The sequence below is a fragment of the Hymenobacter sp. BT559 genome, from assembly GCF_017571525.1.
Classification (GTDB): domain Bacteria; phylum Bacteroidota; class Bacteroidia; order Cytophagales; family Hymenobacteraceae; genus Hymenobacter; species Hymenobacter ginsengisoli.
Window position 1 is genome coordinate 385,682 of record NZ_JAGETY010000001.1, and the last position, 15,943, is coordinate 401,624.

At 63.2% G+C, this 15,943-nt stretch carries 14 protein-coding genes; 11 read left to right on the top strand and 3 right to left on the bottom strand.

Features of this window, described 5'->3' with window-relative positions; all coding sequences use genetic code 11:
- Nucleotides 1–7 precede the first annotated feature (7 nt).
- The 3 genes from J4D99_RS01590 to J4D99_RS01600 all read left to right on the top strand — a co-directional run bounded on the left by J4D99_RS01590 (nt 8) and on the right by J4D99_RS01600 (nt 3,151).
- Nucleotides 8–745 (top strand): DUF421 domain-containing protein, encoded by a 738-nt coding sequence (locus tag J4D99_RS01590; RefSeq protein ID WP_208129937.1) that lies wholly within the window; start codon nt 8–10, stop codon nt 743–745.
- Between the two features lie 98 nt (nt 746–843).
- Nucleotides 844–1,698: a hypothetical protein gene (locus J4D99_RS01595; protein ID WP_208129938.1), complete on the top strand. Its 855-nt coding sequence runs from the start codon at nt 844–846 to the stop codon at nt 1,696–1,698.
- 76 nt (nt 1,699–1,774) lie between these two features.
- The gene (locus J4D99_RS01600; protein WP_208129939.1) at nt 1,775–3,151 is read left to right on the top strand and encodes a lysophospholipid acyltransferase family protein; all 1,377 of its coding nucleotides are present in this window, start codon (nt 1,775–1,777) and stop codon (nt 3,149–3,151) included.
- On the opposite strand, the gene J4D99_RS01605 is transcribed toward J4D99_RS01600, so the two are convergent.
- Both J4D99_RS01605 and J4D99_RS01610 read right to left on the bottom strand, forming a co-directional pair.
- Nucleotides 3,120–4,778 (bottom strand): NAD(P)/FAD-dependent oxidoreductase, encoded by a 1,659-nt coding sequence (locus tag J4D99_RS01605; protein ID WP_208129940.1) that lies wholly within the window; start codon nt 4,776–4,778, stop codon nt 3,120–3,122. The genes J4D99_RS01600 and J4D99_RS01605 overlap by 32 nt on opposite strands.
- Nucleotides 4,779–4,784: 6 nt before the next feature.
- On the bottom strand, nt 4,785–6,182 hold the full coding sequence (locus J4D99_RS01610; RefSeq protein WP_208129941.1) for a sensor histidine kinase: 1,398 nt from the start codon (nt 6,180–6,182) through the stop codon (nt 4,785–4,787).
- 102 nt (nt 6,183–6,284) lie between these two features.
- On the opposite strand from J4D99_RS01610, the gene J4D99_RS22120 reads away from it, so the two are divergent.
- On the top strand, nt 6,285–7,589 hold the full coding sequence (locus J4D99_RS22120) for an AAA family ATPase (RefSeq protein WP_208129942.1): 1,305 nt from the start codon (nt 6,285–6,287) through the stop codon (nt 7,587–7,589).
- Complete coding sequence (locus J4D99_RS01620; RefSeq protein ID WP_208129943.1) at nt 7,590–8,624, top strand: 5-methylcytosine restriction system specificity protein McrC; 1,035 nt, start codon at nt 7,590–7,592, stop codon at nt 8,622–8,624.
- 67 nt (nt 8,625–8,691) lie between these two features.
- Here J4D99_RS01620 and J4D99_RS01625 read toward each other — a convergent pair whose 3' ends face one another.
- Nucleotides 8,692–8,970 carry a hypothetical protein gene (locus J4D99_RS01625; RefSeq protein WP_208129944.1) on the bottom strand — a complete coding sequence of 93 codons (279 nt, stop codon included), beginning with the start codon at nt 8,968–8,970 and terminating at the stop codon, nt 8,692–8,694.
- A gap of 151 nt (nt 8,971–9,121) precedes the next feature.
- Between J4D99_RS01625 and J4D99_RS01630 the strand changes: the two genes are divergently transcribed.
- From J4D99_RS01630 to J4D99_RS01655, 6 genes are all read left to right on the top strand, one after another.
- A complete protein-coding gene (locus J4D99_RS01630) occupies nt 9,122–9,712 on the top strand; it encodes an RNA polymerase sigma factor (RefSeq protein ID WP_208129945.1) in 591 nt (196 codons plus the stop codon).
- 108 nt (nt 9,713–9,820) lie between these two features.
- The gene (locus J4D99_RS01635; RefSeq protein ID WP_208129946.1) at nt 9,821–10,972 is read left to right on the top strand and encodes a S1C family serine protease; all 1,152 of its coding nucleotides are present in this window, start codon (nt 9,821–9,823) and stop codon (nt 10,970–10,972) included.
- Nucleotides 10,973–11,101: 129 nt separating this feature from the next.
- A complete protein-coding gene (locus J4D99_RS01640; RefSeq protein WP_208129947.1) occupies nt 11,102–11,992 on the top strand; it encodes a hypothetical protein in 891 nt (296 codons plus the stop codon).
- Between the two features lie 92 nt (nt 11,993–12,084).
- Nucleotides 12,085–13,812 carry a DUF1800 domain-containing protein gene (locus J4D99_RS01645; RefSeq protein WP_208129948.1) on the top strand — a complete coding sequence of 576 codons (1,728 nt, stop codon included), beginning with the start codon at nt 12,085–12,087 and terminating at the stop codon, nt 13,810–13,812.
- 142 nt (nt 13,813–13,954) lie between these two features.
- The gene (locus J4D99_RS01650) at nt 13,955–15,532 is read left to right on the top strand and encodes a DUF1501 domain-containing protein (RefSeq protein WP_208129949.1); all 1,578 of its coding nucleotides are present in this window, start codon (nt 13,955–13,957) and stop codon (nt 15,530–15,532) included.
- Between the two features lie 122 nt (nt 15,533–15,654).
- Complete coding sequence (locus J4D99_RS01655; RefSeq protein WP_208129950.1) at nt 15,655–15,891, top strand: hypothetical protein; 237 nt, start codon at nt 15,655–15,657, stop codon at nt 15,889–15,891.
- Nucleotides 15,892–15,943 lie beyond the last annotated feature (52 nt).

A 15,943-nucleotide genomic window follows, 5' to 3' on the forward strand; every position in this document is an offset into this window, starting at 1 on the left:
AGAAAGTATGACAACCACTTACCTGACACTGCTGGCCGCTGATATCGTGCCTTTCGACTGGCAGCGCCTGCTGCTTTCAGACCAGGCCCCCGCCAGCTACCTCTGGGAGGTGGCGGGCCGCAGCGTATTTGCCTTTGTGCTCACCATTGCGGCGCTACGCATCACGGGCAAGCGGGGCGTGCGGCAGTTGTCGCTGTTTGAGTTTGGGCTGCTGCTGGTGCTGGGGGCGGCTGCCGGCGATGCGACCTTCTACCACGACGTACCGCTACTGTATGTGCTGGTAGTTTTTGTGGTAGTTATGGCGCTCTATGTGCTCTCTAACTACCTCATCGACAAGGCGTCGCGCATCGAGCATTTGCTAGAGGGTGTTCCTGAGCTCATTGTTATTGAAGGGGAAATTGACTTGCCGGCTTTTACCAAGGCCAGCCTTACGGCGCAGGAGTTGTTTGGGCAATTGCGCCAGTACCAGGTCGAGCACCTGGGGCAGGTGCGCCGCCTCTACCTAGAAGCCACCGGCGAGGTAAGCGTGTATTTCTTTGAGCCACAGGCCGAACGGCCGGGCCTGCCTATCTGGCCCGAGCTATACCACCAGCCGCTACACGAATTGCCCGCCGCGGGGCGCTATGCCTGCCACGCCTGCGCCACCGTGCGCGAGCTGCCAGCGGGCCCGGCCCCGGCGCAGTGCCCACGCTGCCAGCGCCCCGATGGCTGGCTGGCGGCCTGCAACACGCCCCGGCAGGCCTAGCCACTCGCAACCTATGCGCCCCCACTTACGAATACTACCCCTAGCCCCCACTACCGTGGTGGTCGTTTGCACCTTTCCCCTTTTCCTTTTCTTCGCTCATGGAACCAACACCCACCCGGCCGAATAGCGGCTACACCGGCTCGACGAGCCCCTCTTACTCCGATTCTTCGAACGCAACTACTGGCGGCACCGACAGCCAGTTTTCGACCACTGCGGCCCATGCCACCGGCACTGGCAAATACCCTACCGACGCGACCACTGCCAACAGCCAACCTTCGGCCAGCGGCGTGCAGGCCACGCTGAACAATGCTGTGGCTAGTGGTAAAAAATGGCTCAATGATTCGGGCATCAGCGACAAGGCCCAGCAACTGCCCCAAAGTGCCAAAGACCTCGGTAACAAAGCTCTGAACAGCGTAAGCGGCCTCACCAACACGCAAAAGGCGGTAGGCGTAGGCCTGCTGGCAGCCGGTGTAGCCTTTTTGGTAACGCGCGGCAGCAAGCACAAAAAGCACCATGATGAAGACGGGGAGTACCGCCACAAGGCCCGTCGCTCGCCCTTCGACCACCAGCCCCACACCAAGGATGGCGACTACGCCTACGACCGCAAGGGCCAGCGCCCCTGGGGTGCCTCGCGCTACGGCGCGCAATCAGGCCAAGGCCAGCAAGGCTACGGCCAGCAGCAGGGCAGCCGCAGCCGCGTAACGTCGGGCAGCGGCTACTCGTCGGGCTCTTCGTATGGTAATGACTATAGCGGCCGCCAGTCGAGCGACCGCAGTACCAGCGTAGGCGGCAGCTCACATAGCAGCAGCCATAATAGCCAGTACGATAGTACTTCGCAGCACGGCAGCGGCCACCGCCGCGACCAGGGCCCGGCCTCGGGCAGCCGCTACGACGCCAATTCGTCGGGCGGTCAAAACCCCAATAACCTCGACCAGCTGAACAGCGCCTACTAGGCCTGCAAGTTGCGCAAAGCCTGAAAAGGGCCGGCTGCCAGTGCAGCCGGCCCTTTTTGCGTAAACTTGCCCGCCTATGCTCTTCTACACCGTCATGAAGCCCGTGGTGCGCGTGGGGCTGCGCGTGTTTTTTCGCCGCCTGGAGGTGCGTCACCGCGAACGCCTGCGCTTGCCCGGCCCGCTCATGCTGTGCAGCAACCACCCCAACACGCTCATGGACCCGCTCGTGACGGCCGTGCAGCGGCACCAGCCCATCGCGTTTTTGGCCAAGAGCACGTTTTTTAAGAATCCTTTTCTGGGCGCCATCATGCGCTCGGGCAATTGCATTCCCATCTACCGCCGGCAAGATGCGGAGGGGGCCGACGCGCTTAGCGCGCAGCAGCTGGCGGCCAGCAACGAGGCCAGCTTCGGGCGCTGCTACGACTACCTGGAGCGCGGCGGCACGGTCATGATTTTTCCGGAGGGCACCAGTGTAAGCGAACGCCGCCTGCGCCCGCTCAAAACTGGCGCGGCCCGCATTGCGCTCGGCACCGAGGCGAGACATGCGTTTCAGCTAGGCCTAAAAATCGTGTGCGTGGGCACCAACTACTTCGACCCCACGCGCTTCCGCTCCGATGTATTCTTAAACGTGGCGCCGCCCATCAACGTGGCCGACTACGCCGCCAGCTACCGCCAAGACCCCGAAGCCGCCGCCGACGAGCTGACCGAAGAAATCCGCAAGCGTCTCACGCGCCGCCTCGTCATCAGCCGCGCGGCCGAAGACGACCAGCTGGCCCAGCAGGTAGAGCGCACCTTCGGCAACCACCTTGACCCCGACGACGACCCTAGCACCCTCTACGACAACTTTCAGCTCAGCCGCACCTTGCTCGATGCCGTGGCTTGGTTTGAGCAGCACGATGCCGACCGGCTAACTTCCCTGCGCTCGGCCCTCAGCACCTACCTGGCGAGCCTCCACAACCTACGGCTCGACGACGATGACCTCGACCAGAGCCAGCGCCCCGGCACCCGCCTGGCCGATTATCTGAATTTGATTCTCGGCTTTCCGGTGTGGCTTTACGGGCTTATCACCAACTATTTACCCTACAAGCTGCCGGCCGAAGTAGCTTACCGCGCTACCAAGGATACTGAGTTTATCGCGGCTATTATGTTTGGCGTAGGCATCCTCACGTTTCCGCTGGCCTATGCCGCAGAGGCAGCCGCAGTGCAGCACTGGCTCACGCACGACTGGCGGCTTACCGCGCTGTTTGTCATCAGCTTACCCCTAGCTGGGTTTTACGCGCTCGGCTACTGGAACACCCTGAGCGCCCGGCTCAGGCGCCTGCGCGTGCGCCGCCTGCCAGCCACTGCGCTGGCTTCTTTACAAAGCCAGCGCAGTGCTGTGCTAGCCCTGCTTGATGAGGCCCGAACGGCCTACCTCACAGCTATTCATCCAGGTATTGGTGCACAAACTTGATGGCCATGCTGCCCTCGCCCACGGCCGAGGCCACGCGGGCCATGGCGCCGGCGCGGCCATCGCCGGCCGCAAACATGCCAGGCACGCAAGTCTCTAACAGATAAGGCTCGCGGTCTTTTTTCCAGGCCTGCTTGTAGCGCGGGTCGGCCACCAGGTCGCGGCCGGTGAGCAGGTAGCCCTTGGGGTCGCAAATGGCCAGGTCGCACACCCACTCGGTGCTGGGCTTGGCCCCGATGAAGATAAACAGCGCCCTAGCCGGGTGCTTTTCGGGCTCGTGGCCTTCCTGCTGAATGACCACAGCTTCGAGCGCATATTGGCCGCAGGCTTCGCGCACCTGGGTCCGAGGCAAAATCGTGATGTTAGGCGTTTGGGCAATCTGCTCAATCAAATAGGCTGACATGCTGGCCGTCAGGCTATCGCCGCGAATAACGATGAACACCTGCGAGGCGTAAGTAGACAAATACATGGCCGCCTGCCCGGCCGAGTTGCCCCCGCCAATGACGTACACCGGCTGCTGGCTGCAGCTGCGCGCCTCGGTGCGCGCTGCCCCGTAGTACACACCAGCCCCGCTGAGGCGGTCGAGCCCCGGCGCGTTCAGTGTGCGGTAACTGACGCCGGTAGTGAGCACCACGGCGCGGGCTTTTATTTCCTTATTATCGGTCAAGGTCAGCACTTTGTAGCCGTCTTGAATGCACATACTGACCACTTCCTGCGGCGCCATAAACTCGGCCCCGAGGCGGGTAGCCTGCGTCCAAGCGCGGTGGGCTAGCTCAGCCCCGCTCAGGCCAGTGGGGAAGCCCAGGTAGTTTTCGATGCGCGAGGAGGAGCCGGCTTGCCCGCCGGGAGTCTGGCGCTCAATAATGAGCGTTTTCAGGCCTTCGGAGGCGCCATACACGGCCGCGGCTAGCCCCGCCGGGCCGGCCCCCACCACTACTACATCGTACAATTCCTGCTGCGCATCGACCAGCAAGCCCAGGTGCCGGGCCAGGTCGAGCTTGTCGGGCCGGGCCACGGCTTTGCTATCGGGGCAAATGACCACCGGCAAGTCGTCGGCTTTAAAGCCATTGGCTTCGAGCAGCACCTTGGCCTCGGCATCCTTCTCGTAGTCAAGCCACTGGTAGCCCACCATGTAGCCGCTCAAAAAGTCCTTCAGCTCGTGCGAGAGCGGCGACCACTGAAAGCCGATAAGCCGCAGGCCCGCAAAGGCCGGCCGGTAGCTAGCCTGCCAGCTGTTGAGCAGGTCGTGCAAGGTGGGGTACAGCAGCTGCTCGGGCGGGTCCCAAGGCTTGAGCAGGTAGTAGTCGAGCTGGGCCGAGTTGATGGCCTTAATGGCGGCCGTGGTGTCGGCATAAGCGGTGAGCAGCACGCGCTTGGCTTCGGGGAACAGCTCGCGGGCGCGGGTGAGCACCTCCACGCCTTCGACCTCGGGCATGCGCTGGTCGGCCAGCACGAGGGCTAGCGGCTCGTCGGCGCGGGCGCGCAGCTCGGTGAGGGTGGCCAGGGCCTCGGGGCCGGAGTTGACACTCAAAATGCGGTAATCCTTGCGAAACTCCTGGCGCAGGTCGCGCGTAATGGCCGCCAGCACCTGGGCGTCGTCATCAACGGTGAGAATAATCGGCTTTTTCATAGGGGGTTAGCTAGCCGCTGGCAGCCAGACGGAGAACTCGGTGCGGCCGGGCACCGACTGGGCTTCGAGCCGACCGCCGTGCTCCTGCACGATGCGGCGGGCAATATCGAGGCCCAGGCCGCTGCCCTCGCCAGCAGGCTTGGTAGTGTAGAAGGGCTCAAACATATGCGCCAGCACCTCGGGCGTGAGGCCGCTGCCATTGTCGATGATGCTGACGCACACGCCGCCCGGTTGCTTTACGGTATGCACCGCCAAGGTGCCGCCACTGGCCGGCAGGGCATCGATGGCATTATCTATCAGGTTGGTCCACACCTGGTTTAGCTGGCCCGCGCTGGCTAGCACGGGTGGCACGTCGGGGGCGTAGGTACGGGTGAGCTGCACGTTTTTCTGGCGCAGGGCATAATCAAAAATATTGAGCGTACTGTCGAGGCCCGTTGCTACGTCGAGCGGCTCGCGGCCGCCGGCGCGGTCCATGTGCGAGTAGGCTTTTACGTTGCCCACCAGCGTGCTGATGCGCTGGCTAGCCTCCCGAATGTCGCGCGTGAGGCGCACTACCGCCAGGTGGCTTTCGAGCCAGGCCAGCGCCGCCGGGCGGGCGGGGGCGGCCAGCGGGGCCACCAGCGGCTCGAGGGTGGCGGCGGTGTGGCCGGCATCGAGTAGGCTGGGCGCCAGGGCGTAGCCATCTTCGCAGCCCTGGGTTTCAAGCCAGTCGGCCAGCTCGTCTTCGGCATCGGCGCGGGCCAGGGCCGAGCGCGGAGCCGGCGCGGCGTCCGCTACGCCGGCGCTCAGCAGCGTGGCCACCACCTCGGCGGGCGGACAGGCCAGCAGCAGATTTTTCAGCAAAACGGGCTTTTCCTGCAGCATAGCCCCTAGCGTGTCGGAGGCGCGGGCAATGGCAGCAGCGGGGTTATTCAGTTCATGGGCCAGGCCAGCCGAGAGTTTGCCCAAGGCCCGCAGCTTGTCATCGCGCTCCTGGGCGCGCACCTCATCGCGGGCGCGGTCGCTCATAATGCCCACCAGGCGCTGCACCAGCTCGGGGCTTACTTGCTCCAGGGCCGGAAATTCGGTGCGCGGCAGCAGGTAGAGCGTCGTTTCGCCTATCACTAAGCCTTGGCCTTTAGATATTTGCAGCCGTGAGTAAGGCAGGATGCCCGTTACGCGCCCGGCCTCGACCCGAAACACCGGCTCGTTGCGGCCGTTGTCGGGGCGGTAGTATTGCAGGCCGCCGGCTAGCACGCCCAGCATGTGGCTAGCGGGCTCGCCGGCGCGCACCACCGTTTCGCCATCGGTGTAGCGGCAGATTTGGCCATGTTCGCTGAGCCAGGCCAGCACCTCGGCGGGCAGGTTTTGAAACGCCACGATGCCAGTGAGCGCGGCGGGGTCGGGAGGAAGTTGCTGAGCCATAAACCAGATAACCAGCGGCGCGGCACGAAGTTGGCCGCCGGGCGGCCAAGTTACTCCTCAGCAACTCGCACTACTCACTTGCAGTAGGTGTTCTTTTGTACCGTGACCGCTCCTTCTGCTACTCCTCCCTCACCGCCCACCGCCGCGCTCACCCGCGAGCAAGTGCTGCGCGCCCTGCGCCTGGTGGAGCGCGAAGGCCGCCGCCTGCCCCCTAGCACCGTGTACGAGCTGCTGTACCGGGGCCGCCGCTACCCACCCCGCGCCGTGGCCGAGCTGGCCTACCGGCTCGCCCAGGCCAACCCGCAGGCGCGCTGGCCCCACGGCGCCGGCCAGCCCACCAATGCCCTGCTCGAAGCCCTCGACTTCACCATTGTGGCCAAGCGCCCGGTGCTGGCCGCCGGCTCGGCCCAAGACCAGGGCCAGGCCGCCGAGCAGCAGGCCGAAGAACTTTATACCGGCTCCGAAACGTCGCTGCAAAGCTCGGCTGCCCTGGCCGCCGAGCCCGGGGCTGCTTACGCTAGCTCCCCGCCTGCTTATACCAAGCACGATGCCCTAGCCGAGGCTTTTATAACTGATAATGAGTTGGAAGCAGCCCTAGCTGGCTTGCGCCGCCGGCGGGCGCTGCTGCTACAAGGCCCACCCGGCACCGGCAAAACCTACCTGGCCCGCCGCCTCGCCTGGCTGCTGCTCGGTGCCCGCGATGAAAGCCGCATCGAACTGGTGCAGTTTCACCCCAGCTATGGCTATGAGGACTTCATGCTTGGCTTCCGGCCGGGGGCCAAAGGGCAGTTTCAACTGGTAGCGGGGGTGCTGCCGCTGCTAGCCCAGCGCGCCGCCCAAGACCCCGAAAAGCCTTATTTTCTGCTGGTTGATGAGCTGAACCGGGGCAACGTGGCCCGCATTTTTGGCGAGCTGCTGCTACTGCTCGAGCCCGATAAGCGCGGCCCGGCCCACGCCCTGCGCCTGCCCTACGCGCCCCCTGGCGCGCCGCGCTTTTTCGTGCCCGACAACTTATATATCATCGGTACGCTCAACCTGGCCGACCGCTCGCTAGCCCCGCTCGACTACGCCCTGCGGCGGCGCTTTGCCTTCGTGGGCATGACGCCGCAATTTGGCGCACCGCTGCGCGCGTTGCTAAAGGCCAGCCAAGTGCCTAAGCCGCTCATCGACTTATTACTTGAGCGCATGAATGCCTTAAACGCCGTCATTGCCGCCGACCCCGAGCTAGGGCCCGACTTTGAGATTGGCCACAGCTATTTCTGCGCCCCGCCTGCCCAGCCGGCCGAAGCCAGCGCGTGGCTGCGTTTGGTTTTCGAGCAGGAAATCGGTCCTTTGCTGGCCGACTATTGGCGCGAGCAGCCCGACAAAGCCACCGCGCAGCTCCGCCAGCTACTCGCTGACTTGTAGATGATTCCGCTCGCCACGCTCTATTATTTGCTCTGCTACGCCTGGCAGCGCCTGCCCGAGCCGGCCGTGCTGCAAGCCACCGAGGCAGCGCCTTTTCACCGCCCGCTCGAACTGCTGACGCAGATGCTTCTGCACGCCGCCGGCCAGTTGCTACGCACCGGCCTGCCGCTGGCGTTTAGTACCAATGAACAGGAAACCAAGCAGCTGCGCGGGCGCATCGAGCTAGTCCCCACCCTCAGCCGGGGCCTGCTGCCACAGGGCCGCGCCGTGTGCACCTTCGATGAGCTGAGCCCCAACCAACCCCTACACCAAGTGCTGGCGGGTACCCTGGTGGCCCTGGCCCCGCACCCCGACCTACCGCTAGCCCTGCGCCGCCTGGTGAGCCAGCTGCGGCGGCGCCTGCCGGCCAGCGTGCAGCCGCTAGCCCCGTCGGCGGCGGTTTTCGCGGCGCTGCGGCGCCATCGGCTAGCCTCGGCTCAGGCATTTCTGCTGCACATCTGCGAGCTGATTTATAAGACGTCGCTGCCCGCGCCGGCCGCGGGCAGCCGGGGCCGCTTCGCTGACTTTCGGCGCGATGAGCGGCTGATGGCGCGACTGTTTGAGCAGGCGGTGCGCAACTTTTATCGCCGCGAGCAGCGCCAGTACCGGGTATTTACCGAAACCATTGCCTGGCAGGCTGAGGCCGCCCACGCGCCCGACCTGGCCCTGCTGCCCACGATGCTTACCGATACCACGTTGGAGAGCCCTAGCCGCAAAATTATTCTCGATACCAAATACTACGCTGCCGCGCTGCGCCCCCGCTACGACCAGCAGCGGCTCATCTCGCCACACCTCTATCAGCTCTATGCCTACCTCCAAAACCTGCGCCCCGACCCCGGCCAGGCGCTCGAAGGCATCTTGCTCTACCCCGCGGCCACGGCGGCCGTAGATGTGCGCTACGCGCTGGGCGGCCACCCGGTGCGCATCGTCACCCTCGACCTGCACCAGCCCTGGCCCGGTATCGCGGCCAATTTACTCGGGCTTATTGCCACATAAAAAAGGCCCACACGTTGCCGTGCGGGCCTTTTTTATAGAAACTACGCTGGGCTAGGCCCAGCCGTAATTACTTCTTAACCTCCTCGGTCGTGGTGGTGGTGGTACCAGTGGTGGTAGCGCCAGCAGCAGGAGCAGCAGCGTCGGTGGTGGTAGCGCCAGCAGCAGGAGCAGCCGTAGCGTCAGCAGCCGGAGCCGTGGTGGTAGCCGTCGAGTCCGTGGTAGCCGTGGTCGAAGTCGACTCGGTGGTAGCAGGGGTAGTGGTGGTCGACTCGGTGGTCGATTTCGACTCGCACGAAGCCAGGCCTACAGCCAGGAACAGGGCAGATACTTTCAGCAGGTTGTTCATCTTGGGGTAAATTTGAAAGGGGATTAGCGAAAAAGCTGCCCTTAATGCCGCCGCTACGGAGAGGTAACCCGTCGGTTGCAAAAAATTTTAAAAAGTTTTTCATGGGTTACTAATGCCCGTTAGCTAGCATTAAGACCCGAAGCGAATGAACATGGATAGCACAACGGCGCTGGCAGCCGATGCCCAACTCATCAAAGCCATTCACGGTGGCGACGAGCGGGCCCTGAGCCAGCTCTACCGCTTGCACTGGCCGATGGTATCGCACTTCGTGCTGCAAAACAGCGGCTCGGAAGATGATGCCCGCGACGTGTACCAGGAAGGCGTAATGGTGTTTTATGAAAAGGTGCGCGAAGGCTCGCTAGAGCTCAGCTGCCAAATTAAAACCTACCTCTACGCCGTGTGCCGCCGCCTGTGGCTCAAGCGCCTCACTACCAAGAGCCGGCTGCACGGTGTGCGCCTGCTCGACGAGGAAGAATACGGCCCCTACCTCAACACCGGGGCCGAGGATGACTTGCAGGAAGCCGAAGAGCGCGACCGGCGCTTTGCCACCATGAGCGAGGCGCTAACTCACCTGGGTGAGCCCTGCCGCTCGCTGCTCGAAGGCTTTTATCTGCTCGACAAATCGATGCTCGACCTCACGGCGGAGCACGGCTACACCAATGCCGATACCGCCAAAACCCAGAAGTACAAGTGCTTAACGCGCCTGAAGAAGTTGTTTTTTGCCAGTTATAAAGAGGCTTAGCTTTAAGCTGTTAGCCTGTAGCTATTAGCGGTTCGCTTTTTCTGAAAAGGAAGAAGAACCGTTAATAAGCCAACAGTTAACAGCGACAGGCTAACAGCTAAAAAGAAGATGCAAACCGAAGCCGATTACTACGCCTTATTTGAAGCTTACCAGCGCGGTGAGCTGGCGGCCGGCGCGCGGGCCAGCCTCGAAGCCCGGCTCGGCGCCGAGCCCCGGCTCCAGCAGCTCTACCAAGAGTTTCTGGACATGACGGGCACGCTGCGCGGCTACGGCGAGCGCCGCCGCACGCGCCTCAAAATCAGCGCCCTGCACGAGGCCATGTTGGCCGCCGAGGCTACGCCGGTAGTCGAAACGGCACCGGCGCTCACGCACTCCGTAAACCCGATGCTGCGCATTTCGCGCACCGAGCGCAAGCTGCGCGAGTTTTGGAGCGGGCACCGCGCCACCATAGGCGTGGCTGCCTCGGTAGCTGTGCTGGCGGTGTTTTGCACCCTGCTAGGTCTCGATTTGTGGCGCTCGGCCCAAACCGGGCACTCGCTGGCCGGCTACACCATGCTGCGCCGCGAGCTGGACAAAATCAAGCAAACCCAGCGCGTCATCAATGCCAAGCTCGACGGCAGCACGCCCTTACCGGTGAACCCCGGTAAATTTGGCGGTACCGGCTTCGCCCTCACGGCCGATGGCTACCTGGTTACCAGCGCCCACGTTATTCAGGGTGCCGACTCGCTGCTGATTGAAAGCCGTAACCACCAGCGCTACCACGCCGAGACTGTGTATTCCGATGTGAAGCACGACCTAGCCATTCTGCGCATCAAGGACGCAAAATTTGCGGGCTTCGGCCGGCTGCCCTACACGTTTAAGGGCGGGCAGGCCGACCTGGGCGAGCGGGTGTACACGCTCGGCTACCCCCGCGAAGACGTAGTATATGGCGAAGGCGCACTAAGCGCGCGCTCGGGCTTTGGCGGCGACACGGCCTTCTACCAGGTGAGCATCCCGGTAAACCCCGGCAACTCGGGTGGCCCGCTGCTCGATGGCCAGGGCAACCTGATTGGCGTGCTTAGCGGCCGCCAGGACGACGTGCAGAGCGCCGCATTTGCCACTAAGTCGTCGTATTTGGTGCGCCTCGTCGATTCACTCAAGAATAAGCAGCCCGCCCAGCCTTATCACATGCCTCGCGCCAACCAGCTGCTGGGCGCTGGGCGCTCACAGCAAGTGAAGCGCCTGCAAGATTTTGTGTTTGTAGTGAAAGTATACGAATAAGCTACCCTTCCCGCTCTGCAATAAGCTACGAAAAGCCCTGCCACCTGGCGGGGCTTTTTTGGTGGCTGACTCCCGCGCTCTATCGTGCTGGCAGGAGGGCTAGCAAGATATTTCCGACCTTTGCCAGACATGAGCAACTACCTCATTTACCAGGCCTACGGCAGCCCCAACATCCTCAACGAGGCCTTGTTGAGCATTCTTTCTTACCTGCGGCAGCCGGCTGGTGCTACCGTGCTCGTTTACACCGACAACCCGGGGCACTTTCAGGCTGTGCTGGGCGATGCCGCGGGCGTGGCCTACGTTTTTATTGAGCCCGCGCAATGGCGGGCCTGGCGTGGGGAAATAGATTTTGTGCATCGGGTCAAAATCAAGGTCTTGCAGCACGCGGCGGCCCACTACACTGGTCAGCTGCTGTACGTCGATACCGACACCATTTTTACGCAGTCGCCGTCCGCCATTTTTGCCATGCTTGCGCAGGGTGAGCGCTTTATGCACGTGGGCGAGGGCCGGCTGGGCGATGGCAACCCCCTGAATCGCAAGATAAACCGAGCCTTGCAGCAAGCCAGTGGTGGGCCGGCCCTGGCTGGCGGCACCATCGGCCCCGATACGCGCATGTACAATGCCGGCGTGCTGGGCCTGCGCAGCCCCGCCGATGCGCCACGGCTGGCCGAGGTGCTAGCCCTCACCGAGCAGCTCTTCCGCCTCTACCCCAAGCACGTGATGGAGCAGCTGGCCTTTAGCATAGTGTGGGCACGCTCGGGGCCGGTGCGCGAGGCCGCGCCGTGGATATATCACTACTGGAATTTAAAGGAAATCTGGCCGGTGCTGGCCAAGATTTTTACTCCGCAGCCTGGCACTACCCTAGCCGACTGGCAAGCTCGCGCTACCAGCCTCAATGTGCCTGCCTTGGCCGAGGGCAAGGCTCACTTTCGGGCGCTGCCGGGGTGGCGGCGGGCTGTGCAGCGCTGGCTTGGGCGCGACTGGCAGCTGCCGCCTGGCTTAGGCAGCGGCCCAGTTTAGATGAGGACAAAATGAAGGGTAAAATTTTGTTTATCAAAGCGTAAACTATTGTAAAAAAATAGCATCTTTACGAGGTAACTGTACTGCTGCTTATGAACCGCCGAGCTTTACTGCAACCCCATCTGCTGGCGCACCGCGCTCCGGCCAAGGCTAGCGCGATGCTGGCTCCCGCTGGCGGCCCCGGCGACCCGCCCGAAGCAATTAGCCCTTTTGCCAATAAGGCGCTGCCGGCGCGGCTCAGCACCACCGCCTCGACGCTGGCGCCCTACGCCGGGCCCTGGGGCGTGGCACAGGCTACGCACCTGCTGCGGCGCAGCTTGTTTGGGCCCACGCGCGGCGAGATACAGGCGGCGGCCAGCTCGTCGCTTTCAGCCGTGCTCGATAAGCTATTGACGCCCTCTGCGGCCCCTAGCCCGCCCCTGAACGTGAGCACGGCCGACACCACCGTGCCCATCGGCCAGCCCTGGGTGGGCCAGGCGTTCGACCAGACGCTGGAGGGCGCCCGCCGCACCTCCCTGCGCGACTGGTGGCTGGGGCAGCAGCTGGGGCAGGGCACCTCGCTGAGCGAAAAGATGACGCTGTTCTGGCACAACCACTTTGTGGTAGAGTTTAGCACCATTAACAGCGCGCAGTACGGCTACGACTATGTGCGGCTGCTGCGGCAGTATGCCCTGGGAAATATTCGGCAATTGGCTAAGGATATGACCATTAACCCGGCCATGCTGCGCTATCTCAATGGCAACGCCAGCACGGCTGGCGCCCCCAACGAGAACTACGGCCGCGAGCTGATGGAGCTTTTCACGCTGGGCAAGGGGCCGCTCATCGGGCCCGGAAATTATACCACCTACACCGAGGCCGATGTGCAGGCCGCCGCCAAAGTGCTCACCGGCTGGCGCGACGACCCGGCTACCGTGACGGGCTACTTCACAGCCAGCCGCCACGACACCAGTACCAAGCAGTTTTCGGCCGCCTTTGGCAACGCCAAGATTGCGCCCAACGGGGCTAGCGAGTACAAGGATTTAATTGACTTGATTTTTCGGCAGTCGGCCACGGCGGCCTTTCTGGTGCGCAAGCTCTACCGCTGGTTTGTGTATTATGTAATTGATGCGCAGATAGAAAGCGACATCATTCAGCCCCTGGCCAGCCTGCTCGTGAGCAGCAACTTTGAGGTGGCGCCGGTGCTGCGGGCACTGCTGGGCTCGGAGCATTTTTTTGATATGGCCAACGTAGGCTGCCTGATTAAGAGCCCGTTGGATTTTACTATCGGGGTATGTCGGCAGTTTGAGCTGGCTTTTCCACCGGCCAGCAGCCCGGTGGCGCAGTACGGCATGTGGGACTACCTCTACTCGCTAGCCTACGTGCAGCAGCAAACCCTGGGCGACCCGCCCAATGTGGCCGGCTGGGTGGCCTATTACCAGACGCCGCAGTACCACGAACTGTGGATAAATGCCGTGACGCTGCCCCGCCGCAACCAGGCCACCGACCTGTTTCTGAGCACCACTGGCTACGCCCGCAACGGCTTCACCCTTAAGGCCGACCTGGTGGCCTGGGTGCAGGCCCTGCCCCCCGCCACGGCCGCCGACCCCAACCTTGTCATCGCCGAGTTTGCGCAGCTCATGGTGCCCCTCGACCTCACGGCCAACCAGCTGGCGTTTCTCAAAAATGCACTCATTCCCGGCCTGCCCGACTTTGAATGGACGGCCGAGTGGAGCCAGTTTTTATCGGCGCCCACCAACACAGCCAAGCGCAACGCAGTCGCGCTCAAGCTCTCGGCTATGGCGCGAGCGCTGGCGGGGCTAGCCGAGTACCAGCTGAGCTAGCCTGTGCCAGGCTGTCAGTGCGAGCCTGCGCAGCAATTACCCCTGCTCAACGCCCGGACGACTTGCGCCAGAACCGTGCGGATGCGATTGCCTGGCAGGCTCGCACTGCCCAACGCTTATTAATCAGCAATTTTCTACTACGATGAAACGCCGCGCCTTTCTTCAGACTTCTGCTGCGGCCACTACGGGCGTGGCCCTGCTCAGTGGTTTTCCCATTGGGGCCTATGGCTACTCGCCCGAGCTGGCAGCACTTACCAATGCGGCCACCGTCACGGATAAGGTATTGGTAATCGTGCAGTTGCAGGGTGGCAACGACGGGCTGAACATGATTATTCCCGTGGACCAGTACGCGGCGCTGGCGGCGGCGCGGCCCAACATTATGCTGCCTCAAAACCAGGTGCTGCCCCTCACCACGGCCACGGGCATGCACCCGGCCATGGCCACGGCCCAGCAGCTCTTCCAGAATGGCCAGCTAGGGGTGGTGCAGAGCGTGGGCTACCCCAACCCCAACTTTTCGCACTTCCGGGCCACCGATATCTGGACTTCGGGCTCCAGCTCGGATGTGGTGTGGACTACCGGCTGGGGCGGACGCTACCTCGACGGCGAGTTTCTGGGCTACCCCACCGGCTACCCCAGCGCCGCCAACCCCGACCCGCTGGCCGTGAGCATCGGCTCGGTGGTGAGCAATTGCGTACAGGGCCCGATGGTGAACATGGGCATGGCCATCGCCAGCACTTCCAGCTTTTACCAGCTGCTGAGCGGCGGCGTAGATGCGGCGCCCGCCACCCAGGCGGGGCACGAGCTCACGTTTATCCGGCAGGTGGTGAGCCAGACGCAGGTGTACACCACGGCTATTCAGGCGGCGGCCGGCAAGGCCAAAAACCTCTCGCCCCTCTACCCTACCGCCGGCCAGAATGCCTTAGCCGACCAGCTTAAGATAGTGGCCCAGCTGGTGGCCGGCGGCCTGCAAACGCGCATCTACGTGTGCCAACTCGGCGGCTTCGACCTGCACTCCAACCAGGTGCCTACCACCGGAAGCACCACTACCGGCGCCCACGCCACGCTGCTCGGCAAGTTGGCCGATGGCATCAATGCCTTTCAGGACGACCTGCGGCGGCTAGGGGTGCAAGACCGGGTTATCGGCCTGACCTTCTCGGAATTTGGGCGCCGTATCAAGGCTAACTCGGGCTACGGCACCGACCACGGCGCGGCGGCCCCGCTGCTGGTGTTCGGCGCGCAGGCCAACCCGCTGGTGCACGGCCCCAACCCCACGCTACCCGCCAACGCCGGCGTGAACGACAATGTGGCCATGCAAGTCGATTTCCGCAGCGTGTACACCAGTATTCTCAAAGACTGGTTTCAGGTGCCCCAAGCCACGCTCAATCAGCTATTTGGGCAGGCGTTCCCTTATGTGCCGGTTATCAAGCAAGCGCCCCTTGCCACGCTGCCGGGCGCGGCGCCGGTGGCGGGCTTCCGCCTCTACCCCAACCCCGCCCGCACCCTAGCCACCGCGCTGTTCGAAAGCCAGGGCGAGGCCGTGTATGTCAGCCTTTTCGACGGGCTGGGGCGCGAGGTGAGCCGGCCCGTGGAGGGCCGCCCCCTGGGGCTGGGTACGCAGCGCGTGCCGCTGGCGGTGGGCAGCCTGGCCCCCGGCGCCTATCACTGCGTGGTGCGCGAGGGCAGCCGCAGCAGCTCACTGGTGCTGGTAGTAGCCGAGTAACCCCAAAATTGGCCACCGAAAAGTAAGCTGTGCAGGAACGCGCGCCGGCCTTTTGCGTAGAAGCTCCCCGAGGGCTGGCTCGCTAGCCCCACTTGCCAATTCACCCCCTACCTGCTTTTCCCATGGCTGACCAGCTTCAACAAATCGAAAAAATCCTGCCCGAAGACATCGCCCGCACTTTTGAAGCAGCGGTAAACGTATTCCAAGGTAAATCTGAGCACATGGACGACCTGCTCAAAAACGGCGGCACCCTCCTGCGCAAGGCTTCTAAAAACTTCACACCGACCCAGCTTATCCTGAGCGTAGCGGCCATTGCGGTAGTAGCCATTGTGGTGATTAACCGGGCTTCCGAAGAATAAGCGCCTTACCGCTTAAACACAGAAAAACGCCACCTCATACCCGAGGTGGCGT